The 23,404-nt window shown below is 39.3% G+C and carries 24 protein-coding genes; 12 read left to right on the forward strand and 12 right to left on the reverse strand.

Annotation, left to right across the window (positions count from 1 at the left end; all coding sequences use genetic code 11):
* Positions 1-6 precede the first annotated feature (6 nt).
* The 9 genes from AB669_RS14230 to AB669_RS14270 all read left to right on the forward strand — a co-directional run bounded on the left by AB669_RS14230 (position 7) and on the right by AB669_RS14270 (position 10,460).
* On the forward strand, positions 7-1,071 hold the full coding sequence (locus AB669_RS14230; RefSeq protein WP_047799964.1) for an ATP-grasp domain-containing protein: 1,065 nt from the start codon (positions 7-9) through the stop codon (positions 1,069-1,071).
* Between the two features lie 41 nt (positions 1,072-1,112).
* Positions 1,113-2,456 carry a diaminopimelate decarboxylase gene (locus tag AB669_RS14235; protein WP_047799965.1) on the forward strand — a complete coding sequence of 448 codons (1,344 nt, stop codon included), beginning with the start codon at positions 1,113-1,115 and terminating at the stop codon, positions 2,454-2,456.
* Between the two features lie 2 nt (positions 2,457-2,458).
* A complete protein-coding gene (locus tag AB669_RS14240) occupies positions 2,459-4,606 on the forward strand; it encodes an urea transporter (RefSeq protein WP_047799966.1) in 2,148 nt (715 codons plus the stop codon).
* Entirely contained in the window at positions 4,591-5,733 is a 1,143-nt protein-coding gene (locus tag AB669_RS14245; protein WP_156166751.1) for a tetratricopeptide repeat protein, read from the forward strand. Before AB669_RS14240 ends, AB669_RS14245 begins: the two co-directional genes overlap by 16 nt.
* Positions 5,721-6,344 carry a tetratricopeptide repeat protein gene (locus AB669_RS14250; protein ID WP_053058414.1) on the forward strand — a complete coding sequence of 208 codons (624 nt, stop codon included), beginning with the start codon at positions 5,721-5,723 and terminating at the stop codon, positions 6,342-6,344. The genes AB669_RS14245 and AB669_RS14250 overlap by 13 nt, the downstream gene beginning before the upstream one ends.
* A gap of 99 nt (positions 6,345-6,443) precedes the next feature.
* The gene (locus tag AB669_RS14255; RefSeq protein ID WP_047799968.1) at positions 6,444-6,635 is read left to right on the forward strand and encodes a cold-shock protein; all 192 of its coding nucleotides are present in this window, start codon (positions 6,444-6,446) and stop codon (positions 6,633-6,635) included.
* 289 nt (positions 6,636-6,924) lie between these two features.
* The gene (locus tag AB669_RS14260; RefSeq protein ID WP_047799969.1) at positions 6,925-7,605 is read left to right on the forward strand and encodes a succinate dehydrogenase cytochrome b subunit; all 681 of its coding nucleotides are present in this window, start codon (positions 6,925-6,927) and stop codon (positions 7,603-7,605) included.
* Between the two features lie 19 nt (positions 7,606-7,624).
* Positions 7,625-9,604, forward strand: coding sequence for a fumarate reductase/succinate dehydrogenase flavoprotein subunit (locus tag AB669_RS14265; RefSeq protein ID WP_047799970.1), 1,980 nt, complete (start codon positions 7,625-7,627; stop codon positions 9,602-9,604).
* Positions 9,605-9,689: 85 nt separating this feature from the next.
* Positions 9,690-10,460 (forward strand): succinate dehydrogenase/fumarate reductase iron-sulfur subunit, encoded by a 771-nt coding sequence (locus AB669_RS14270; RefSeq protein ID WP_047799971.1) that lies wholly within the window; start codon positions 9,690-9,692, stop codon positions 10,458-10,460.
* 472 nt (positions 10,461-10,932) lie between these two features.
* Here the strand turns inward: AB669_RS14270 and AB669_RS14275 are convergent, their stop codons facing one another.
* The 8 genes from AB669_RS14275 to AB669_RS14310 form a co-directional block, all read right to left on the reverse strand.
* Positions 10,933-11,658 carry an energy transducer TonB gene (locus AB669_RS14275; RefSeq protein ID WP_082120683.1) on the reverse strand — a complete coding sequence of 242 codons (726 nt, stop codon included), beginning with the start codon at positions 11,656-11,658 and terminating at the stop codon, positions 10,933-10,935.
* Positions 11,659-11,677: 19 nt separating this feature from the next.
* Positions 11,678-12,325: a TonB-dependent receptor plug domain-containing protein gene (locus AB669_RS14280; protein WP_047799972.1), complete on the reverse strand. Its 648-nt coding sequence runs from the start codon at positions 12,323-12,325 to the stop codon at positions 11,678-11,680.
* An 11-nt stretch (positions 12,326-12,336) separates the two neighbouring features.
* Positions 12,337-14,055 (reverse strand): M56 family metallopeptidase, encoded by a 1,719-nt coding sequence (locus tag AB669_RS14285; protein ID WP_047799973.1) that lies wholly within the window; start codon positions 14,053-14,055, stop codon positions 12,337-12,339.
* Entirely contained in the window at positions 14,052-14,429 is a 378-nt protein-coding gene (locus AB669_RS14290; RefSeq protein WP_047799974.1) for a BlaI/MecI/CopY family transcriptional regulator, read from the reverse strand. Before AB669_RS14290 ends, AB669_RS14285 begins: the two co-directional genes overlap by 4 nt.
* Before the next feature lie 199 nt (positions 14,430-14,628).
* Entirely contained in the window at positions 14,629-15,264 is a 636-nt protein-coding gene (locus tag AB669_RS14295) for a response regulator transcription factor (protein ID WP_047799975.1), read from the reverse strand.
* A gap of 4 nt (positions 15,265-15,268) precedes the next feature.
* Entirely contained in the window at positions 15,269-15,919 is a 651-nt protein-coding gene (locus AB669_RS14300; protein ID WP_197082410.1) for a sensor histidine kinase, read from the reverse strand.
* 104 nt (positions 15,920-16,023) lie between these two features.
* Positions 16,024-16,674: a hypothetical protein gene (locus AB669_RS14305; protein WP_047799977.1), complete on the reverse strand. Its 651-nt coding sequence runs from the start codon at positions 16,672-16,674 to the stop codon at positions 16,024-16,026.
* Between the two features lie 4 nt (positions 16,675-16,678).
* Entirely contained in the window at positions 16,679-17,056 is a 378-nt protein-coding gene (locus AB669_RS14310) for a hypothetical protein (protein ID WP_156166752.1), read from the reverse strand.
* Between the two features lie 279 nt (positions 17,057-17,335).
* On the opposite strand from AB669_RS14310, the gene AB669_RS14315 reads away from it, so the two are divergent.
* Positions 17,336-17,566 carry a response regulator transcription factor gene (locus tag AB669_RS14315; RefSeq protein WP_053058416.1) on the forward strand — a complete coding sequence of 77 codons (231 nt, stop codon included), beginning with the start codon at positions 17,336-17,338 and terminating at the stop codon, positions 17,564-17,566.
* An 80-nt stretch (positions 17,567-17,646) separates the two neighbouring features.
* On the opposite strand, the gene AB669_RS14320 is transcribed toward AB669_RS14315, so the two are convergent.
* The 4 genes from AB669_RS14320 to AB669_RS14335 all read right to left on the reverse strand — a co-directional run bounded on the left by AB669_RS14320 (position 17,647) and on the right by AB669_RS14335 (position 21,309).
* Positions 17,647-19,218, reverse strand: coding sequence for a M20/M25/M40 family metallo-hydrolase (locus AB669_RS14320; protein WP_047799979.1), 1,572 nt, complete (start codon positions 19,216-19,218; stop codon positions 17,647-17,649).
* 122 nt (positions 19,219-19,340) lie between these two features.
* Positions 19,341-20,141: an ABC transporter permease gene (locus tag AB669_RS14325; RefSeq protein WP_047799980.1), complete on the reverse strand. Its 801-nt coding sequence runs from the start codon at positions 20,139-20,141 to the stop codon at positions 19,341-19,343.
* Position 20,142: 1 nt separating this feature from the next.
* Positions 20,143-21,051: an ABC transporter ATP-binding protein gene (locus AB669_RS14330; protein WP_047799981.1), complete on the reverse strand. Its 909-nt coding sequence runs from the start codon at positions 21,049-21,051 to the stop codon at positions 20,143-20,145.
* Positions 21,052-21,054: 3 nt separating this feature from the next.
* On the reverse strand, positions 21,055-21,309 hold the full coding sequence (locus AB669_RS14335) for a hypothetical protein (protein ID WP_047799982.1): 255 nt from the start codon (positions 21,307-21,309) through the stop codon (positions 21,055-21,057).
* A 233-nt stretch (positions 21,310-21,542) separates the two neighbouring features.
* On the opposite strand from AB669_RS14335, the gene AB669_RS14340 reads away from it, so the two are divergent.
* Complete coding sequence (locus tag AB669_RS14340; protein ID WP_047800385.1) at positions 21,543-22,568, forward strand: sensor histidine kinase; 1,026 nt, start codon at positions 21,543-21,545, stop codon at positions 22,566-22,568.
* Between the two features lie 52 nt (positions 22,569-22,620).
* The gene (locus AB669_RS14345; RefSeq protein ID WP_047799983.1) at positions 22,621-23,370 is read left to right on the forward strand and encodes a LytTR family DNA-binding domain-containing protein; all 750 of its coding nucleotides are present in this window, start codon (positions 22,621-22,623) and stop codon (positions 23,368-23,370) included.
* The last annotated feature ends 34 nt before the right edge of the window (positions 23,371-23,404 follow it).

Consider the following 23,404-nt stretch of genomic DNA (forward strand, 5'->3'; position numbering starts at 1 on the left):
CTAATCATGAACGTTTCTCTTCATCACCCTCAAGCCAAAACCTTAACGGTAGCAGTTACCGGTTTAAATGCCAATGATAATCCGGGCCCGGGTTTGGCGGTAATCAGGGCGCTAAGAGAAGGTTTTGGGGAGAATTTACGGATAATCGGCCTGGCTTACGAAACCCTGGAACCTGCGATTTATCTAAAAGACATGGTGAACAAGACGTATCGGATTCCCTATCCCACTGCAGGAATTGAAGCGTTGAGTGAGCGTATAAGGCAGATACAGGTAGAAGAACATATTGATGTTTTAATACCGAACTTCGATGCGGAACTATATAATTTCATTAAGCTGGAGCAGGATTTGCTTAAGCAGGGCATTCATACCTTTTTGCCCTCCCACAAACAGTTGGCTCAACGAGACAAGGTGAGCTTAAAAGCATTTTGCGATGCCTTTAACTTTGATGTTCCTGAAGATGAAGCGATTTTTAGTGAAACTGATATTCATGATCTCGGAGATCGTTTTGGATATCCGCTTATGATTAAAGGTAAGTTTTATGAAGCTTATACTGTTCAGAATCTATCGGATGCACATAAAGCTTTCCATAAGTTACATGCTAAATGGGGCTTACCAGTGATTGTGCAAAAATTTATAAAAGGTACGGAAATAAATATAGCGGCATTGGGCGATGGAAAAGGAAATACCCTGAGTGTCATTCCGATGCGTAAATTGTACATTACAGACAAGGGAAAAGCCTGGGCAGGGATAACCATTGAAAACGATAAGCTAATAGATTTAGCCCGAAGTTTTGCGAAGGCTACCCATTGGAAGGGAGGTTTTGAGCTCGAGGTGATTATGGATGGCGGCAAATTTTTTATCATAGAGGTTAACCCGCGTTTTCCGGCATGGGTTTATCTAACTGCCGCTGCAGGTCAGAATCAACCGAAGGCTTTGGTTGATCTTGCCCTCGGAAATACTGTTGAAGAGTTCAAAAGCTATCAAACGGGTAAGATGTTTGTCCGCTACGCTATGGATAACATTGTCGATGTAGGAGATTTTCAAAAACTATCAGCGTTCGGAGAGCTATAAAGGCATTTCAATCGTGATACACAATGATATTTGTAAAATAAATGAAGCAAAAATACGAACGACCAACCATCAGAAAAATGAACTCCGGCCTGATGAACAAGTTTGGGAGCAGAACTGATCTTGATCCTGTTAAGGAGATTGATGGCATTTCTGTCAAAAACCTGGTTTCAGATTATGGTTCCCCTGTGTTTGTATTGTCTGAAAAGCAGATCAGAAGAAACTACCAGTCGGCGGTACGTTCATTTAAAACCCGCTATCCAAAGGTACAATTTGCATGGAGTTATAAAACCAACTATCTGAATGCGGTATGTAAAATTTTTCATCAGGAAGGGAGTTGGGCTGAAGTAGTTTCAGGTTTTGAATACCATAAGGCGCTGAACAACGGGGTTTTGGGAAATCAGATCATTTTTAACGGGCCTGATAAAAAGGAAGCTGATTTAATTTTAGCGATTGAGAAACATTCCCTGATTCATATCGATCATTTCGATGAACTGTATCAGCTTATTCGCATCAGTGAACGAATCAACAAGAAAGCAAAAGTTGCCATTCGTGTAAATTTCGATACGGGGGTTTATCCTGCCTGGGATAGGTTTGGATTTAACTATGAAAATGGCCAGGCCTGGACGGCTATATCCAAAATTATAGCTGCAGAAAAAATAGATTTAGTTGGTTTACATTGTCATATCGGAACATTTATGTTGTCGACTTCGGCCTACGCGGTTGCGGCAAAAAAACTTTGCGATTTAGCATTGCGCTGTAAAAATGAACATCAGAACTCCATTCAGTATTTAGATCTGGGAGGCGGCTTTCCGTCAACCAATACATTAAAGGGGGCTTACTTACCAGGTGTAGATACAGTTCCCGGTATTGAAGAGTTTGCCGAGGCCATTACCACTACTATTCTGGAATCCGGTTTCTCATCTGATGAGCTTCCTTTGCTCATTTTAGAAAGTGGCCGTGTGCTGATTGATGATGCCGGCTATTTAATTGGTAGCGTGATTGCGAATAAACGCCTGAGCGACGGTCGCAGGGCTACCATCATGGATTTTGGAATGAATGTACTATTTACATCAAACTGGTACAATCATAAAGTTACTGTTGCGCAGGATGCGGGTCAGTATACCGAAGAGACGGTGTTGTTTGGGCCCTTGTGTATGAACATCGATGTGATTCGTGAGAGTATAAACCTTCCCCTTTTAGAAACAGGCGATCATGTAATTGTACATAAAGTGGGTGCTTATAATATGACTCAATGGATGCAGTTTATCAATATGCGGCCTGCGGTAGTTTTAATTGATCAGCATGGGAAAAGCCATTTGATCAGAAAGCAGGAAACGCTTGAATATCTCGAAATGATGGAACAATTACCTGATTATTTAAAATAGGATTGAAAAGAAAAGTGCAATATTATCTTCAAGCGGCTTTAAACAGCTATGCGATTTTGTTTTTCTCACAAAACAAAATCCTTGGAGCTTTATTGTTTTTAGTTTCGATGTTTAACCCGAATGCGGGTATTTCTGGTCTGATTGCTTTAATTGTTTCGCTGGCTCTGGTGAGTAGTCTGGGTTTTAATAAAGAGGATATTAAGTCAGGGTTGTATAGCTTCAACTCGCTTCTATTAGGAATTGGATTCGGCACTTTCTATAATTTCAATTATACCTTCTGGCTTTGGTTATCTGCTGCATGTTTGTTATGCGTGGTGTTAAGTGTTAATCTCACGGCTTTATTGGGCAAATATGCTTTGCCAACACTATCCATTCCTTTTGTTATCAGTTTCTGGCTCGTATTGATTGCTGCTAACGGATACACAGGCATGGGTTTGATCCAAAAAAGCAGCTCGCTGGTTTTCGAGCTGACTACCGTAGTGCCTTCGCATTTTACCAGAATTTGTAATTTCTTTGATCGCCTGCACATGCCGGCTTATATGGATCTGTTTTTCCGGTCTGTAAGTGCGCTCTTATTTCAGAACAGCATTCTTGCCGGAATATTGATCAGCATTGGTTTTTTTATTCATTCACGTATCGGGTTTAGTTTGCTGGTTATTGGCTTTGTTATCGCTTGTTTAATCAATCATTTTACCGGCACTTATCCTGATGGAATCAGCAACTATCATCTTGGCGCTAATTTTATGATGGTGAGTTGTGCCATAGGAGGATTTTTTCTTATCCCCTCCTGGCGATCTTATTTATGGGCCGTAGTAAGCATTCCTTTTATATTTTTAATGTTGAACGGAATTTCCAGAATTCTCGGGTTTTACGATCTTCCTGTATTTTCAATGCCATTCTGTTTAGTTACATTGGGTTTGCTTCACTTTTTCCTGTTGCGAAAACAACCGGGTAAATTAAAGCTTACTGCACTCCAGAACTATTCTCCGGAAACAAATTTATACCAGTTTTTAAATGCTGAAGAGCGGCTGAAAGACCTGAAGTATCTGCCTTTGAATCTTCCGTTTATGGGCTCATGGACAATCTCGCAAGCTTATAACGGAGCTATTACCCACAAAGGAGAATGGAGCGAAGCTTTGGATTTTGTATTGACCGATACCGACCAGAAAACCTATTCACTTCCGGGAACAAAGCCCGAGGATTATTACTGTTACAATAAGCCTGTTTTAGCTTCTGCTGATGGTATTGTGCAGGAAGTAGTTAATCACATTGAGGATAATGCTATCGGGCATGCCAACCTTACTCAGAATTGGGGTAATACCGTCGTAATTAAGCACAACGATAATTTATATACCAAAGTTTCACATTTGAAGAAGAATTCGGTAAAGGTTAAAGCAGGGGATTATGTAAAGCATGGGGAGATTATCGCGCTATGCGGAAATTCAGGAAGATCACCGGAGCCTCATCTGCATTTTCAGGTTCAGGCTACACCATTCATTGGTTCGAAAACCATTGCCTATCCTTTTGTGTGTTATGTAGATGAAAAAAGTGATGCTTTAGCATCTTTTGAAATTCCTTCAGAAAATGATGTGATTAAGTCGCCTGAAATCAACCCCTATCTTAAAAACGTTTTTAACTTTCAGCCCGGTTATGTCGTAAATATCTCAACCAACCTGGGGCACAAGGAAACCTGGGAAGTATTTTCTGATGATTACAGCTATACCTATCTTTTCTGTCACGAAACCGGATCGATAGCTTACTTTGTAAGCAACCAATATTTATTTTATTTCACCAGGTTTTATGGATCAAAAAACTCGGCTTTATACAGTTTCTACCAAGCTGCATATAGGGTAAGTTACTCGGCACATCCTTTAGAGGATTCATATGCAATGGATACCGGCCAGTTCAAGCCTGCATTGTGGCTACAGGATTTACTTGCACCATTCTATATTTTTACTAAAAATACCTACAGAAATTCTATAACATACAGGGCAGACGGAATTGATATCTATGCAGAAGCATTCACACGGGTTTTTAATAAACGCCAAAACTTAATGCACGCGAATTTCACAATAGCATATGAAGGAATAACGCAACTCGATGTACAGCGAAAAAACAAACTGTTGAAAATAACATGGCACAGAGATTAAGGCTATTGATGTTGCTATTGTTGTTGACTGTAACAACAATTAAGGCGCAAACCCGCTATCAAAGCGTAGATAGTATTTCCTTTAGCCTGTTTAATGGAGGGGAGTGGCAGAGGCTTATCGCATTTGGAGCCGAGGCTTTAAACAACGGTGAAGACTTTCCTCTATTGCGTTTGAGATTGGGCTATGCATCATTTGTGAGGCAAAATTACAGTGATGCCCTAAAGCATTATGATAAGGTTTTGCTTGATGATAAAACAAACCAGACTGCGTTATACTATTCATATTTAAGCCATGTTTATCTAAACAGGCGAACTGATGCTGCATACCTGGTATCTCTTCTGGATACAAATGTTATTGAAGGGGTTGCTGTAAAGCCATTTAAAGTATTACTGGCAGGTACAGAAGGTGGAATAAAGTTTACCAATATCTATGAACGGGGAAATTCATTTTTCTCCAGAACTTTTTTTGATATGAGGCTAGGGTACAAGTTGGATCTCTCCACTTCTTTCACTTATTTTAATCAGCCGGTATTTAATGATAACATTGAGCAACCTGGATATTATACTAAGCTAACCTATACACCCTTCAGAAAAATTAATTTCATTGGGGCCTATCATTACATGCGCTCGAATTTAAGGCAGCTGGTTTATCAAAATCATGCTGGTTTAATTGGCATCCGTTATTCTGACAGTGGAAATGATTTACAGGCAAATTTTATATTGTCTCAGATAGGAGATGAGAATACCAGGCAATATGATTTAAAATTTACCAGATATATTACCGGAAATTTAAATTTTTATAACATCAGCAGAATTTCAATAGTAGATGTTTTGAATAACATCAACCCGGTTTTTCAACAGACTTTTGGAATTAAGCCCGTGAGGAACTTATGGTTTGAGGCCATGGTGACTTTTGGCAATCAATACAATTATGCTGAGGCCGACGCACTTTATATTTACAATGGGTTTGATAAAACTAAATTCAAGGCAGGGGGAAATTGTTATTTTATGTTAAAACAACACGTTCTATTGGGTATGAATTATACATTTGAACGTAAATCAGATAATATTTTTAGATTTGGTTATTTACAACACTCAATAAACGCAGGCATTACATGGAATTTTTGACACGATTTACATTATTTGCTGTTCTTGGCCTCTCTGTTTTTAAGATACATGCCCAGGGCAACGCGAATATGCAAAGGGCTTTCCAGAGTAGCTACAATGAGGAGAGCAAGAAGAACTATGCAGAAGCCATAAGTGATGTGATGCCGTTCTATTCGGAAGGAAATTATGAAACGAATTTAAGGATAGGCTGGTTGTATTATCTGGCCAAAAACTATAGTGCTTCTCAAAACTATTATACCCGTGCGGTTAATATCAGGCCCAATTCTATTGAGGCCAGGTTTGGTTTGATTAAACCGCTTTCTTTGTTAAGCAGTTGGGATAAAGTTGTAGAGCAATACAATAACATTCTTAAAACAGACCCGCAGAATACTCAGGCAAATTATTGGCTGGGTGTAATTATTTATAACCGAAAGCAATATGCTTCAGCAGCAAAATATTTTGCAAAGGTTGTTGGGGCTTATCCTTTTGACTATGATGGAAACCATATGTTAGGCTGGGCACTCTTGTTTTCAGGAAGAAAAGCGGAGGCAAAGGGCTGTTTTGAACGTGCTTTGCTCATCAAACCTGGCGATTCTTCGAGCACAGATGGATTAAATAGGGCTGCCAAATAAGCTTAAAGGCATATTATATGCTTTTTTATGAATTGTGAAAATAAAAAATTGATTATAACTATTTAACCATACCTTTGGTACAAATTAAAATACAATATAATGCAACAAGGAACAGTAAAATTTTTTAATGAAACTAAAGGTTTTGGATTTATCGTACCATCAAATGGCGATGCCGAAATTTTTGTTCATGTTTCAGGTCTAATCGATAACATTCGTGAGAATGATACCGTAAACTACGAAGTAGAAGAAGGTAGAAAAGGCCTAAACGCGGTAAATGTAAAAGTAGCTTAAGAAAACTCAGTCACATAAATCGTAAAGAGTCCCGATGCAAATCGGGACTTTCTTGTTTTACGGACTTTTTATGTTTTCGGATCCCGGCTGCTGTGTGATCGCCTCCTTCAACAATCACCGCCTGTAAGCGCTAAAGCGCTAACATTCTGTCGAAATCTTTCAAATTCTTTCACTTAAGCTTTAGAATGTTTCTAAATAAATGTTTTATCGTTGTTTTGTCATAATCGTTTATAAATTCATTGCATAATTAGATACTTTTGCAAGAAATTTAGATATAAATCCTAATCAAATGAGTGGTTTCGGAAATGCACTTTCTTCATCAATAGGAAAGAAATTCATTATGGGTATTACAGGTTTGTTCCTGATACTTTTTTTAGTTGTACACGCTGGTATCAATTCGTTAATATTTCTTGACGATAATGGTCTTAAGTTCAACATTGGCGCTCACTTTATGGCGACCAACTGGATCATCAGGGCTGGTGAGTATATTTTGTTTGTTGGATTGTTGGTACACATCTTTCAGGCGTTGAGGTTAACTATTCAAAACAGAAAAGCCAGACCAGAAAGATATGCTGTGAACGATGGAAATGCCAACAGCAAATGGTATAGCCGCTCAATGGGCTTGCTAGGCACATTATTGTTGATCTTCCTGGTTATTCACTTGAAAGATTTCTGGGTAGTATCCCGTTTTACAGGCATCCCAACGGTTGACGCTAACGGTCATGAAGACCTTTATGCAGTAATGAGAGAGAAATTTCAGGACCCTGTTAGGGTTGCTGCTTACGTATTGTTAATGATTTCATTGTGTTACCATTTACTACATGGTTTTGCATCTGCATTTCAGACCATGGGATGGAATCACTCAAAATACAATGGGATTATCAAGAGTGTTGGTGTTTGGTATGCGATCATTATATCAATCGTTTTCGCTTTAATGCCAATTGCAGTTTATACCCATTTAATTGATTAAGTTTTAGCACAAAAGAGATATGTCAGATATTAATTCAAATATTCCAGAAGGCGAGTTAACAAGCAAATGGACTAAATATAAGTCTTCTGTGCCTTTGGTTAATCCATCGAACAAAAGAACTATTGAGGTTATTATTGTAGGTTCAGGTTTAGCAGGGGCTTCAGCAGCTGCTACTTTGGCCGAAATGGGTTACAAAGTAAAATGTTTTTGTTTTCAGGATTCTCCCCGACGTGCGCACTCGATTGCCGCTCAGGGTGGTATCAATGCAGCAAAAAATTATCAGAATGATGGTGATAGTGTTTACCGTCTTTTCTACGATACGATAAAAGGGGGCGATTACCGCGCCCGTGAAGCCAATGTACACCGTTTGGCAGAAGTAAGTGCTAACATTATTGATCAATGTGTGGCACAGGGTGTTCCTCTGGCACGCGAATATGGTGGTTTATTAGATAACCGTTCTTTCGGGGGTACTCAGGTTCAACGTACGTTTTATGCTGCGGGCCAAACCGGTCAGCAGTTATTATTAGGTGCATATTCTGCATTAGAGCGCCAGATTGGTATGGGTAAAGTTGAAATGTATACCCGTCACGAAATGCTTGAAGTTGTTAAAATCGATGGCAAAGCGCGTGGTATCATTGCCCGTAACTTAATTACCGGCGAAATTGAGCGCCATTTCGGTCATGCTGTAGTTTTAGGAACAGGTGGTTATGGAAACGTATTCTATCTTTCTACCAATGCAATGGGCAGTAACGTTACAGCAGCATGGAAGGCACATAAACAAGGTGCTTATTTTGCCAACCCTTGTTACACACAGATTCACCCGACTTGTATTCCGGTATCCGGCGATCACCAGTCGAAATTAACCCTGATGTCTGAATCGTTACGTAACGACGGGCGGATCTGGGTTCCGAAGAAAAAAGATGATAACCGTAAGGCTTCAGAGATACCTGAGGATGAAAGAGATTACTATCTGGAACGCCGTTACCCTGCTTTTGGTAACCTTGTTCCCCGTGATGTTGCTTCGCGTGCTGCTAAAGAACGTTGTGATGCAGGTTATGGTGTAGGTACTTCAAAGCTTGCTGTTTACCTTGATTTTAAAGCCAATACAGAACGTTATGGCCGTATAGAAGCATCAAAAGCGGGTAACCACAATCCTGATAAAGAAACCTGCATGCGTTTAGGTACTGCTGTTATCAAGGAAAAATATGGTAACCTATTTGATATGTATGCGCAGATTACAGGTGAAAACCCTTATGAAACGCCAATGCGTATTTATCCTGCGGTGCACTATACGATGGGTGGGCTTTGGGTAGACTATAACTTAATGACTTCGGTACCTGGTTTATACTGCACAGGTGAGGCTAACTTCTCTGATCATGGTGCTAACCGTTTAGGTGCATCTGCTTTAATGCAAGGCCTGGCTGATGGTTATTTCGTATTGCCTTATACTATCGGATCATATTTATCGAAAGAAATTTCTGTAAAGGCAATTTCAACAGATCACCCTGCATTCGTTGAAGCTGAAGAAAGAGCTGTAGGCATTTTAAATACTTTGATCAATATAAAAGGAACGAAGTCTGTAGATCATTTCCATAAGCGTTTAGGTCACATCATGTGGGAGAAATGCGGTATGGCTCGTAATGAACAAGGCTTAAAAGAAGCAATCGAAGAAATCAGGGCGCTACGTGCTGAATTCTGGAGTAACGTTCGTGTTCCGGGAGTAGCAAATGAATTGAATACAGAGCTTGAAAAAGCAGGCCGCGTGGCCGACTTTATTGAGCTGGGCGAGTTGATGTGTATTGATGCATTGAACCGCAATGAAAGTTGTGGCGGACACTTCCGTGAAGAATACCAGACCGAGGAGGGTGAGGCATTACGTGATGACGAGAACTATGCATACGTTGCAGCATGGGAATTCAAGGAAGGGGTAAACTTCGATCTTCATAAAGAAGAGTTGAAGTTTGAAAATATTAAAGTAGCACAAAGAAGTTATAAATAGTAGCAAGTTAACAGGATCAGGTATCAAGGTCTAAATCCAAACTTGACACCTGATACTGAATACTTGATACTTAAATCTCAATATCATGAGTACAGGAAATATGAACTTAACGCTGAAAGTATGGCGTCAAAAAAATAACAATACCAAAGGTGCTTTGGTTGATTATAAATTATCTGGTATTTCACCTGATATGTCTTTCTTGGAAATGTTCGATGTGTTAAACGAACAATTAATCAATACAGGCGAAGAACCAGTAGTATTTGATCACGATTGCCGTGAGGGAATCTGTGGGATGTGCTCAATGTTCATCAACGGCCGTCCGCATGGGCCTAAAGATCTGGTTACTACCTGCCAGTTACACATGCGTTCTTTCAAAGATGGTGATACCATCGTTGTTGAACCATGGAGAGCAGCTGCATTTCCGGTAGTTAAAGATTTAACCGTAGACCGGTCTGCTTTCGATAGGGTAATTTCTGCCGGTGGTTTTATTTCGGTAAACACTGGTAATGCCCAGGACGCGAATAACCTGCCCATCCCTAAAATGCAGGCTGATGCTGCTTTTGAAGCTGCCGCGTGTATTGGTTGTGGTGCTTGTGTGGCTACCTGTAAAAATGCCTCGGCAATGTTATTTGTATCTGCAAAAATTTCCCAGCTGGCATTATTACCTCAGGGCCAGCCAGAGCGTTACCGCCGTGTGCAGAGTATGGTTGCACAAATGGATGCTGAAGGATTTGGTAACTGTACAAATACAGGTGCTTGTGAAGCAGAATGTCCGAAAGGCATTTCACTTGAAAACATTGCCCGTATGAACCGCGATTTCGCTACGGCTAAATTCATCTCTGAAGAGACGGTTTAAAAGATATACTGTGCATTCCGGGAAACCGGAATTCTTAGGCCTCAAACTTTGTTTGGGGCTTTTTTATGCCGGTGTTTTTAAACTTCGTTAACCTTGTTGTTTAAAGATCGTTCCTGTAATATTCCTGCAATTGAAAAGATTCGAAACATTTATTATTTCCAGGCGAAAGATTTTATAAGTGCAGGTGCCAAAATAAAAGTTTGCGAAACTCATAATTTTCTTATGTTAGCATATTATAAAATTTCAGTTATTGAAATTTTATTTCGTAACATTTGTATATACGTTAAAAAATTTATATTTTTAGTCTTCCGAGACAGGAGAGAAAGCATAAAACCCCGGCAATTTTTGCTGGGGTTTTGTGCTTGGTGCTGTTCGCGAATCCTAGCTTCACGACTAATATAAGTCCCGACAACTGATCCTGATTTGCATGAACAGCAGTTGAGATAACGAGCGTATGGTTTAGTTAAAATATCTAACTCAAAGTGAAATTGATCGGAAGCGTGTATTGCACTTTCACTACTTTTCCATTCTGTACGGCAGGGTTCCATCTCGGTGAATTTTTAATTACCCTCAGTGCCTCTGCATCCAGTTCTTTAGTGATTCCCCTGGTAACTTTTGCATTGGTTATGGTGCCATCCTTCTCTACAAAAAAGGCTACAAATACTTTTCCCTGCATTTTATTTTTAACTGCGATAGCAGGGTATTTAATATTTTTAGCCAGGTATGAATACAGCTTCTGTGGTCCGCCTGGAAATTCGGTCGGTTTATCAGGAGAGCTGTTCAGCGCTTTTTTCTGCTGACCATTATCATTCAAATTGAAATTTACATTGATATTGTATTTTACCCTAACTGGTTTACCCTTGATTAAACCCGGGTTCCAGTTTGGTGATTTACGGATTACCCTGATGGCCTCAGCATCTGTTTCCTTGCTCAGGCTTCTGGTCACTATAACATCGTTTAATGCGCCGTTTTTCTCGATAATAAACGATACAAAAACCTTCCCTTGTGTTTTGCTTTTTTGTGCCGCCTCCGGATACCTGATTTCTTTACCTAAATAGTCGTAAAATTTTGCGATCCCCCCGGGATACTCCGGGATCTTTTCTACTGAGGTGAAGTCAACAGGTTTGTCTTGTGCCCTGGCGAAATTTAATTGCATAGCGATGCCCGTTAGGGCTAAAATCATTAGCTTTCTCATCATTTAAAATTTAAATTGTTTATTACTTCTGTTTCGTAGCGCTTTTTTTCGTGGTAATAATTACAACGCCGTTTTTAGTACTTCCGGAATACTGCTTTGATGTATTTGCATCTTTAATCACCGTTACAGATTCAATGGTGTTCTGATCTAGTTTTTCAATGCCCGAAACTTCTTTTCCGTCGACAACATAAAGTGGCTGTGCCTTTTTATCGTTATCCTTAAGAAGAAGGAATCGTTTAGCTGCCGCATCAACGTTTAAGGGGGTACTTCTGTTAGCACTTCCATTTGGCTTAATAAAGATTCTGCTTGCTTTCCCCTTTAACATTAAGCTGGAGTCGGCCTTCAGGTTTCCTTTGCCTTTTGGGATAATATATGTGCCCTTTGTTTTAATTTCAATAACGCCACCAAAACCTTCACTCCCATATTTCATCATTGCAGTGCTGTCTTTTAATATGTTGATGGATTCAATCGCATTTGGGTCCATTTCCGAAAGCGATCCCGTTCCCCTGAAATATTGCTTATTCCCATCAATTACAATCAGCGGTTGTGGTTCTACGCCCACTGCTGTGCCCCGCAATCTAATCGTTGTATTTGAGGTGCTATCCGCTTTCTGCGCAAAGCCATATATGGCAGTTCCAAGCATTAAACTAAGGGTGATGATCTTTTTCATGTTTTCAGTTTTTAGAACTTTCTCTGAATATTTAGTATGGTTGATGGCTTGTCTATGGTAAGCTCTTGCGTATTAGGTTTTCTGAATAGGTTATTAGTGGTTGATTTAGTTGTAATGATAATTGCACCTGCTTTTGCCTTCAAACCATAAAGGTTTATTGCACTCTGATCTTTAAGTACCGATACAGATTCGACATTATTTGGATTGATACTGGATAATGTTGAATTGTCCTGAAGTTTCACACCATCAACTACAATGATTCCCGGGAAATCCTTTCCGCCTTTTAAAGTTAAATTTTTAACTTCTTTTACCGGAGCTTTTGGAGTTTCACTATCCGTTAAGGTGAAATTCACGTTAATGTTATACTTTACCCTTACCGCCATGCCATCTTTTACACCAGGGTTCCAACGAGGGGACTCGTTTAATACCCTTACCGCTTCCTCATCTAAACCACTCCCCAGGCCACGGGTAACCATAACATCGCTTATGGAACCATCTTTTTCTACAATAAATGAAAGGAACACTTTTCCCTGCACATTTTTTTCCTGTGCCAGTTCCGGATACCGGATTGTTTTGCTCAGGTATTCATAAAATTTTCTAATCCCTCCGGGATATTCCGGCTGGCTGGTAATTGATACAAAGTCGTAGACCTTTTTATCTGTTTCATTAAATGGTTCGCCTTCTATAACCGGACTGTCTTCAGTTGTATTGATGCCTGGTAAGTTCGAAACGTTTGAGGTTTTCGAAATTGCTTTCTGTTCCACTCCGGTATCTTTGCCGGCATTAGTGGGTAGCGTTTTAGATACCTCCTGGCTAATTTCTTTCGCCGGACGTGACACCATTTCCTGAACAAGTTCCATTGGTTTGTCCATTGGAATCTGATCAGTGAATAAGATTAGTTTTTCGTTTTTCCTTACAGTGGCCGATGAGAAAACAATCAGGATTGCAAAGAGTGGTATTGAAACACCGTATTTGATAATGGCTATTTTTTTTGACCTTTCTTTCTGAAGCATATAAATACGCTTTTTAATCAATGACTTGTTAAAGAAGCCATTTGTTAGCGCGTTAGGTGAAATGCCGAAAGACTGGCTTAAAATCAGCATCGCATATGCTGCTTTGTCGCCCTGATAATCTGCTGCCAATTCATCCGCTAGAAATTCATGTATATTTTTAATCGATTTCTTATAGAGATAAATAATGGGATTCAGCCAGGTAAACACACCCAGGAGTTCAAAAAAAAGGATATCCAGCGTGTGCAGTTGTTTTACATGGGCTTCTTCATGAATATCGATTACATTTTTTTGCGGTAGGTTTACATCTACCACCTTCCTTGTTAAAAAAGAAAAAGCCGACCCTGTTTTGGCTGCCCGGATAGATTTTTTTACAAGAACCAGATTAAACACTAACCTACATAAGAAAAACACAATACCTGCACAGTATAAATAGACGAAAACATTTCCCCAGTTTAATCCGGAATTGTTATCATTTATTATAGTGGTTTGCTGAAGTACGGCTTGCCAGTTTACCGAAGTATATACCTGCTGTGCAATTTTTTCTTCTGTTAGCCATTCTAAACGAATAAATGGAATACAGATTGACAAGATACCTGCGCCAACCAGAAAGAAGCGGTTTAGCGTAAAATAGGTTTCACGGTCCAGTAACAACTTATAAAAGCCGTAAAAAACAATTAGATATAAGTTTACTTGCAATAGGTAGTGGGCAAAACTCATTTTGGACTGTTTTTAATTTTATTAATCATTTTTAAAATCTCATCGACATCACCTAAATCCAACTTTTCTTCTTTAACAAAGAATGAAAACATACTCTCTACAGAATTCTCGAAATAGTTTCCTAAAAGTTTTTCTGTTGCATGTCGTTTATATTCCTCTTTACTGATCAGGGGATGATATTGGTGTGCTTTTCCAAATGCCTCATGACCAATGAAACCCTTTGTTTCCAGTATCCGTATAATTGTCGATACCGTATTGTAAGCCGGTTTTGGTAAAGGAAGTTCGTCTATAACTTCTTTAACAAACGCTTTTTCCAATTGCCACATAACCTGCATAATCTGCTCTTCGGCCTTGGTTAAATCTTTAATTTCCATAATAATATTGTAATAAGGATATAGCAAAATATATTGCCTAACTAAAATTAAAACTAATTATTTAGTTAAGCAAATATTTTAACACTTTTTTCTTTTGAAGGTATTGAATTACAGGCTGTAGATAAAAAATACAGACATAGTAGGGTGTACAGGTTATGCAATATCTGGGTACTTGGAAAATGAAAGCGGGAGTTGCTTGCTAAATAGAGATAATCTGGTGCTTAATGCCGTACACCACCAGGCCCGTGCGCGATTTGATATTCAATTTTGCAAATAATGATTCCCGGTAGTTATCAACTGTCCGGGGACTCACGTTCATTAAATCTGCAATTTCTTTGTAAGTGAGCTCTGTACTGCAATACTGAAAAAAGGTAAGTTCCCTGGCCGTAAAAGCCGGCTTGTCTCCTTCCTTTAGCGCTACCAGTAACCTCCCAGAAACAACCTCATTCACAAAAAAGCCTTTTTCTACAATCACCTTAATAGCGGTTAGTAATTCAGACGGTGTAGATTCTTTAAGCATATAGCCACCTGCTCCCGCTTTAAGCATTGCGATGATGGCTTTTTCTTCTTCAAGCATGCTTAAAGCAAGCACGTGGACTTTAGGATAATTTGTCTTCACCCATTTAGTTGCCGCGTAACCATCCATCACCGGCATATTAATGTCCATCAATACGATATCGATATCGGGTTGAACGACGATCTTCTTTTGTAAATCTACTCCATTGACTGCCTGAAACCTGATGTCAATTTCATCAAATTCTTCCATTAAACTGGCTAAACCTGACCGGAAAAGGGTGTGGTCATCAACAATGGCAATAGAAATAGTGGGCTGCATAAAACTATGGATAAGGGATTTCGATCAATATGGACGTGCCTTGGTTGGGAGACGAAGTTAAATTTAATTGACCATTAATCATCTCAATTCTTTTATAAATAGAATTTAATCCCATTCCAGACCTGTTTTTACTTTCCTCTACCTCGAAACCTATTCCGTTTTCTTTAACGTTTAAAAACAAGACACCGTCTTTAAAATGGCTTTCAATATCAATTACTGTGGCCTGAGCATGTTTAATAATGTTATTGATTACTTCCTGGAGTAAACGTAGGATAATAAGGTCTTTATCAGGTGAAGTTCCGGAAAAGCCGAGAAGCTGATTATTTACCTTTAGTTCATAAACGCCGGATTTACTCAGCCAGTTAATTTCCTGCTCAATGGCATGACCTATACCGTTGGCAACAATTTGCTCGCCATGAAGCAATTTAGCAAGTTCGCGTAATTCTTTAATGGAGTTGTTCACGAAACCCAATGAATTTTCGATTTTTTTTTTCGCCTTTTCCAAATTGGAGAGATCAACAGAATTAAGCGTAAGAGTGGTTAAACTTAATAATTGGCCTACGTTATCATGTAATTCTGTGGCAATGCTTTGCATGGTTTGATCCTGTACCTCAATACGGGTTTGAAGAATTTCTGAATCAAAATTCTGCTTCATAGCCGTTTTCTCCAGCGCGTGATTTTTTCGGTACTTAATGCTAATTTTGACATAAAATACCAAAATTAAAGGCATTAGTAAGAAGATTAAAGAAGATATGACGACTAGGATTGTAATTTGCGTTGTTTGCTCCTGCATATAAATGAATAAGCTAAAATGCTGTAAAATATAATATTAAGAACAGTGAAAATCCAGTTTCTCAGGGAATTTCCTTTGACCATGATAGATGTAAAAAGCTCATGGAATAAATTAGCGGTAGTTGTGCCAAAGTAAAAAAACAGTACACCAGTAACCCACCAAAACTCCGGGTTTGTATTGATGTCCATAATCGCGTTATCTGTCAGTACGAAATAATAATAATAACAGCAATAAAGCATAATTAAAGCAGATAATACCCCGCCTGCCCATGAATTATAGGTCATAATGCCATGCATAAGGAAAAAGACTATCCAGAGCGAATAAAATATAACCAATCCAATGATGATTATTTTCTTTGGATTGGTATATGCTTTCAAACAATGATATATGCCTGCACTGATCAGCGCACCCTCAAACAGGGTATAAATATTATAGACAAAGAGATTGTTGTGAAATGTTTTTGCGGCCCAGCGCGCTACAACCAACTCGGTGAGGCATACCAGAAACATATAAGTTAATGAAATTCTCCATAGCGGTTTTTTATCCGTCCTAACGGTTGCCAAAGCAGTCAAAAAGCACAATAACTCTAAGAAAGTAGTAACCCTCAGACCGAACATATTACTATAAATTAGTTCCTTCGCAAACTGGAGGACATGACTCTCCCTTGTTTTCAATATCTCCGAGGTCATCCTGATGTTCTTCCTCATCTCCGTAGCCACCGGTAATACCAGAAAGCGTCGGCACCAACAATACGGTATTTCTTCCGAGATATTCTTTAGGAACTCCATCTAAAGAATTGGCAGTATATTGTCCAAAATAAATACGGAGACCATCATGTTTTCCATTTTCAATGCTTTTGGCAATCCTTAAGATCTGGTCGGCAGGGAACCATACTGCTTTAGTGTAGCTGGCTAAACCTGCTGCTTCTTCAGTGTATGCGGCTACCATTTCTTTTGCAATTTCTGCAGGTACATTTGTGAGCGTTTTTTCCTCATTCATAAAATTGGGATAGTTTGTTTGGGTTAAAAATCGATAATTTAAAATGCTTAAGCAAGTATTTTTAGGAAATTGTAATACCGTAAAAATACCCTCATACAAAGGGTGCTTTCTGCCTGATAACGTAAAATGCCAATACTTAATTTTGGTATATCAATTACGGCTAAAAACTGTTCCTGATCAGAAATCAAGTCTATCTCCCTGTTAATGGATATCCATCAATGCCGGAATAACCGCGATTTCTGCCGAATTAATAAGTTGCCTATCTCAAACAACCAAACGATGATTAATAGTATTCTGCTCAGGGAGAACCACAGTAACATTAGCGAGAGAGAAGTTGAAATAGTACACCTGCTTTCGATGGGATACAATAGTAAAGAAATTGGCGAAATGTTATACATCAGTGAACATACTGTAAACACGCACAGACGAAATATGGTTAGAAAGCTTGATTTAAAAAACTCCTATCAGCTTATTGTATGGGCTTTTAAAGAGCGGATTCTTTCTTTCTAAATAAAAATTAACACATTAACGCAAAGCCTCTCAAATCATGAAGCCTGCTTTTGATTTATCAAAAAGCAGGCTTCTGTGTATTATGGCCTCGCTGGTTGCGGGGCAGGTAATTCCTTTCTCGGAATCTGTGCCTCACGCTGAGCGGTGTTATAAACAAATGAGGCAATAATCGTGGCCGATTGTTTTAAGTCATCTTCAACCAATCTATCGTAGGTATCCATATTGCTATGATGGGTACGCGTATTATAATCTGCCGGATCCTGAATGAACTGGAATCCTGGAATACCTACTGCATCAAATGCCTGATGATCTGTACCACCTGTATTGTTCACGGTAACTGTTCCTGCACCAAGATCGTTAAAAGGACTTAACCAGCTTTGAAAGATGGGCCCGGCTGCCACATTGCCTTGTAAATAAATTCCCCGTATTTTTCCAGTTCCATTATCCAGGTTATAATAAGCGGATATCTTTTTTTGCTCTGGCTTAAGTTCCATTGTTTTTGGATCACCAAAATGGGTGTTGACATAACCTCTTGATCCATACAAGCCCTGCTCTTCTGAGCTCCACAATGCAATCCGGATTGTACGTTTCGGTTTAAAATCAATCGCTTTTAAAATTCGCATGGCTTCCATCATCACAGCCGAACCTGCCGCATTATCGGTAGCACCTGTAGCAGCATGCCACGAATCAAAGTGTCCACCAATCATAACCACTTCGTCCTTAAGCTTTTTATCTGTTCCCGGGATTTCTGCAATTACATTGTAGCCCTTCGGATCCCGATCATAAAACGATGTTTTAATTTCTGCTTCCAGCTCTACCGGTTTACCTGCGCGTAACAAACGTAAAATGTGCAGGAAATCTTCAGCAGCTACTTCAAGTTCCGGTGAAACCGGTTTAGCGTCTAAAGCATAAGAAGCACCGTTACTGGTAAAAAACGTTCCCTGTCCACCTCTGGCATAGGTAAGGATCAGTGCTACTTTTTCTTCTAATAACATGGCACTCATGGCTGCCCTTACTTCTCTCATCTTCATCATTTGTGCCATCCGGTCGGCCATTGGTCCACCTGCTGGCCGTTGCCTGCCTGCCCCTGCGGCCGCCGGCTTTGCGGCTGCCATCTGTGCTAATGTAGAATCAGCATAACGTGAAAAATCGGCTTTAACCCCGCTTGTCAAGGCCGCACCCTGATCCATCATCACAATTTTTCCCGCTAACTTTCCTTTATATTTTGAGAGGTCAGCAACACTATCTGCCTTGATTAGTACCACCTCAGATTTAATCGGGCCGTTGGTGCCTGGTGTCCATGCTTTAGGCGAAGCAATAATCGGGTGGTAAAACGGAGCTGTTGTAGCAGCATAATACTTATCAACCTGCCACCCTTTTCCAAAGGTTCCCCAGCTTTCTAAATGAGCATTTTTTAGTCCCCAGTCAGTTAATTGTTTTACAGCCCAGTCCTGTGCCCGTTTTAGTCCCGGAGAATTAGATAAACGCGGCCCAGCAACATCGGTTAAATTAAAAGCAATATCCATCACTTTTGAATTTTCTAACCCCGTAGTCCGTATTTTCTTTACTATTGCTGCGTCCGGAACATCTTGTGCAAAAGCAGAGAGACAAAGGCTCATGGCCAGTGCCGGCATTGTAAATTTTTTAATCATATTTTAGAATTGTTGGTTGTTTGATTACTCTAAAATACGGTTAAACCAGGCGTTACATGATTTACCATGATATTTTTACAAATTTCCGGCTGTTTTTCTCTGTAAGAGATGAATTGATGAGGCTATTTAATGCTTTTTCTGGTTACAATAAAGTATCCGAGCACAAATAATACCCCGGCATAGATTAAACTGGTGTAGATTTCTTGTGTAAAGATTTCGAAGTCGGCCGGGTTTGAAAGTTTTTTGGCTGCCGTGCTGCTGTTTAGTACCAATGAGGGATGGCTGTAGGGAATTAAGTAAGCATATTTCCAACCTACATTGCCGGTGATTATGCCCATGATTGTGCCAATGAAACCGACACCCATTGGCTTCAGGAAATCGCCCCAAACCAAACTTAGAGTAAACTGGATGGATAGAATACCCAGCGAGGATAAGAATAGTTTAAAATAGAATTTCGATAGCAGGAAGGATGGATCATACTGGTTGAAGCTGTATTTAGGTATCAGTATTTGTAGCAAGTGTCCAAAGGCTAGTGTAAGGCCGCCAAAGAGCAGCAGGCAGATGAATATCAGTACTACTGCATATAGATATTTGGCCGTATAAATCGAAAACTTATTTAGTGGTTGTGCAAAAAGTGTTTTCCAGGTATCGTTTTTATGTTCAATGTTATTGACAGAGAAGGCCATAAAGATAACATAGAAGGGCAAAATCAATACGCCCATTACACCCAGTGCGGCACCAATATACCGAAGCCAGAGCAGTAAAGGAGGGTAATGTAGCGCCAAAACCTTCTCTGAGCCTGAGTAAAACCCAAATGAAATGAGTCCGCAAATAATCACTGGTAAAAGGATGGCTGCCCAGAATGCCAGTGTTTTTTTTGATTTATAAAATTCTGATACCAGTGATATGAATAGTGAGCGCATCTTAGTTTTGTTGAGTAATATCTAGAAAAAGGTTTTCGAGGTCTTTGCGTTGCTGATAAAGGCTGCTCACAGTGAATCCGTTTTCAATCAAAAGCGTATTTATTTCTCCGCTATGTTTCGATGAGATAAACGGTAAAGTGATCGTTTTATCCGTATGAGAAACGTTTTCAAAACCCGCTTTACTTAAAAATTCAGCGGCTTGATTACTTTGATTAACTTCTATTTCGAGCATGGGTTTACTCAATAAGTGCAGTTCACTGATTGTACCTTGAAACAATAGGCGGCCTTTATTAATGATTCCCACATGTGTGGCAGTGCGTTCAATTTCAGCAAGCAGGTGGCTTGAAACGAGAATTGTTTTATGGTGTTTGGTAGAAAGTTCAATCATCAGGTTTCTGATCTCAATGATTCCATTGGGATCCAGTCCGTTCGTTGGTTCATCCAGGAGGAGTAATTCCGGATCCGATACCAGGGCAAGTGCAATGCCAAGGCGTTGTTTCATTCCAAGCGAATACTTTGCAGATTTTTTATTTGCTGCTTCTGTTAGTCCTACAAGTTCGAGCATTTCATTTGCCTTTATTCTTGGGATACCCAGTAACATACAACGGTTAATCAGATTTTCCTTGCCTGTTAAGTGTCCGTATATTGCCGGCTGCTCAACAAGCGCGCCCATTTTCTTTAAGCAGGCGATCCGGTTCAGATTAATTTCTTTGCCAAAAATAAAAACCTGATCGGCCGGCGACCGGAGCAGGTTTAATAATAATTTTATCGTTGTGGTTTTACCAGCACCATTTGGTCCGAGGAAGCCATAGATACTTCCCTTTGGAACTTGTAGGGATAGATCTCTAACGATGGTTTGGTTGCCAAAGTTGAAATTCAAGCCTACTGTTTCGATCGCGTAATCGCTCATTGCTTATTGGAAAATTGCCGTGGCCTGTTTTACGATCGCGGTAGAAGTTTTCGCTGGCTTTACTACGATTTCATCGTTTTGATTGGTATTAACCGTAAGCGTTAATATAATCATCATAAATACAGGTACTAATAAAAGTAAAAATGGCGAAGTGTTTGCTAACTTTTTCATAATCTGTTTATCTATTGTTGAGGCGGTTAAACGGTCTTCAGCAATCATCACTGTACTTAATGTATTGTTTACTATTGCTGTTTTCATGGTTGTTATCGTTTTGATGATTCAAAGGAACAGAATGAAAACTACCTGCTAAAATGTATTATACCAAGTGTTCAAGATTCTAGATCAACAGACTTTTTTGGCGTTGGTCGATAAAATTTGCCATTTGGACGGTTGGTAGAAAAAAAACGCCCGTTGGTAGATTGTTTGCTTTCAAAAATGGAAAGTTTATTTACTTTGGAGGCAAGGAAGCTAAGCTGAAGTTGTATATTAAAATGAAAGAAGAAAAAGGAGCATTAATTTTACATAGTATTTTTTGGAGTGTTGTAGTCGCAGCTGCTATTACAATTGTCCTTACCACTGGTTCTGAAATTACCCTTAAAAGAGAGTTGATTTCATTTGGCCTTTTCGGAATTCTAAATGTTTCTATTTTTTATATTAACTACATTTTTCTCATACCACTACTGATCAAGAAAAGGAAAAAGTATTGGTTATATCTTGTTGCATTTTTCTTTGCTATCATAATTGTTGCGTTTCTTAAAACTGTAATCGCTGTCCTGAATCCGAAAGATATGATGATCATTAGGGATGAAAAAGTTGCCTATACAGTGAATCAGTATTTCTTTGGGAAAGCATTTTTGGCTGGATTTTTTATGGTCAGCAGTTGTATTATCAAGTTCACTGTCGATTGGTTCTCCCGCGAACGTATTCAACGCAACCTCGAAAGTGAACGCCGCGAAATGGAGCTGCAGTTTCTAAAATCACAGCTTAACCCACATTTTTTATTCAATTCGCTGAATAACATTTATTCGTTGGCCTATCAAAAATCGGATAAAACAGCTGATGCGATCATGAAACTCTCTGAGATTATGCGTTACATGATTTATGAGAGCAATACGCCTACCGTATCACTGAGTAAAGAAGTAGATTATCTAACCAACTATATTGAACTTCAAAAAATCCGCTTTAAAGATGGAGCATTCGTTGAGTTAACATTAAATGGAGAGATAGATGATCAGAAGATTGTTCCTCTGATGCTTATTTCTTTTGTAGAAAATGCTTTTAAGCATGGTGTAGTAACCGATCCTGAAAATCCCGTGAAGATCAATATTATTGCCAATCAGAAAATTCTGCATTTCAGTGTCATCAATAAAAAGAATCAGCAGAATAAGGATGCACAAGGCGGTGTTGGCTTAACCAATGTTGAACGCAGACTTCAATTGATTTATCCTGACAGATATAAATTAAATGTTGTAAATTCGGCTACCCATTATACCTGTGAACTGATGATTGATATATAATCTGTTGATACGTGACAGATTTAAAACCAATCAATATTAATATTAACCTGAAATGAACCTAAACTGCATTGTTGTTGACGATGAGCCGTTGGCGCTCGACATTCTGGAAGACTATATATCAAAAGTTCCTTTTCTTACTTTAGTGAAAAGATGTGAGAACCCCATTGAGGCACTCCAGATTGTGCAGGCAGGTGGAATTGACCTGGTGTTTCTGGATATACAGATGCCAGAGTTAACTGGAATTCAGTTTCTTAAAATTGCCGGAAATAAAACACATTATATCTTAACAACAGCCTACCCCCAATATGCATTGGAAAGTTACGATCTTAATGTTTCCGATTATTTATTAAAACCCATCGCTTTCGACCGATTTTACAAGGCGGTAGAAAAAGTACATAAGCAGGCAAAACCTGCTGATGCCCCGGCGAGCATAGCACAGCCAATAGTAACGCCAGCCCCTTTTTCAGGTTCACCAAATCCAGTTCAGGATTATATTTTTGTTAAAACGGAGCACAAAATTCAAAAAATCTACCTACACGATATTCTGTATATAGAAGGGTTAAAAGATTACATTTCTATTTTTACCAAAGAAGAACGGGTAATTACCCTTCAGAGTATGAAGAAAATGGAGGAGGCCCTGCCCAGCAGCCAGTTTATCCGGGTGCATAAATCTTATATTGTAGCTGTAGATAAAATAGAAAGTATTGAGCGTAGCCGTATTACCATTTGTGATAAAATCATCCCGGTTGGCGATACCTACCGTGATGAATTTTTCAGGGTAATAGGCAATAAGAACATTTAGGGTTTTTACCCCGCCAGGGGCTATCCAAAAGCTT

The organism is Pedobacter sp. BMA (genome assembly GCF_001027745.1).
GTDB lineage: Bacteria > Bacteroidota > Bacteroidia > Sphingobacteriales > Sphingobacteriaceae > Pedobacter.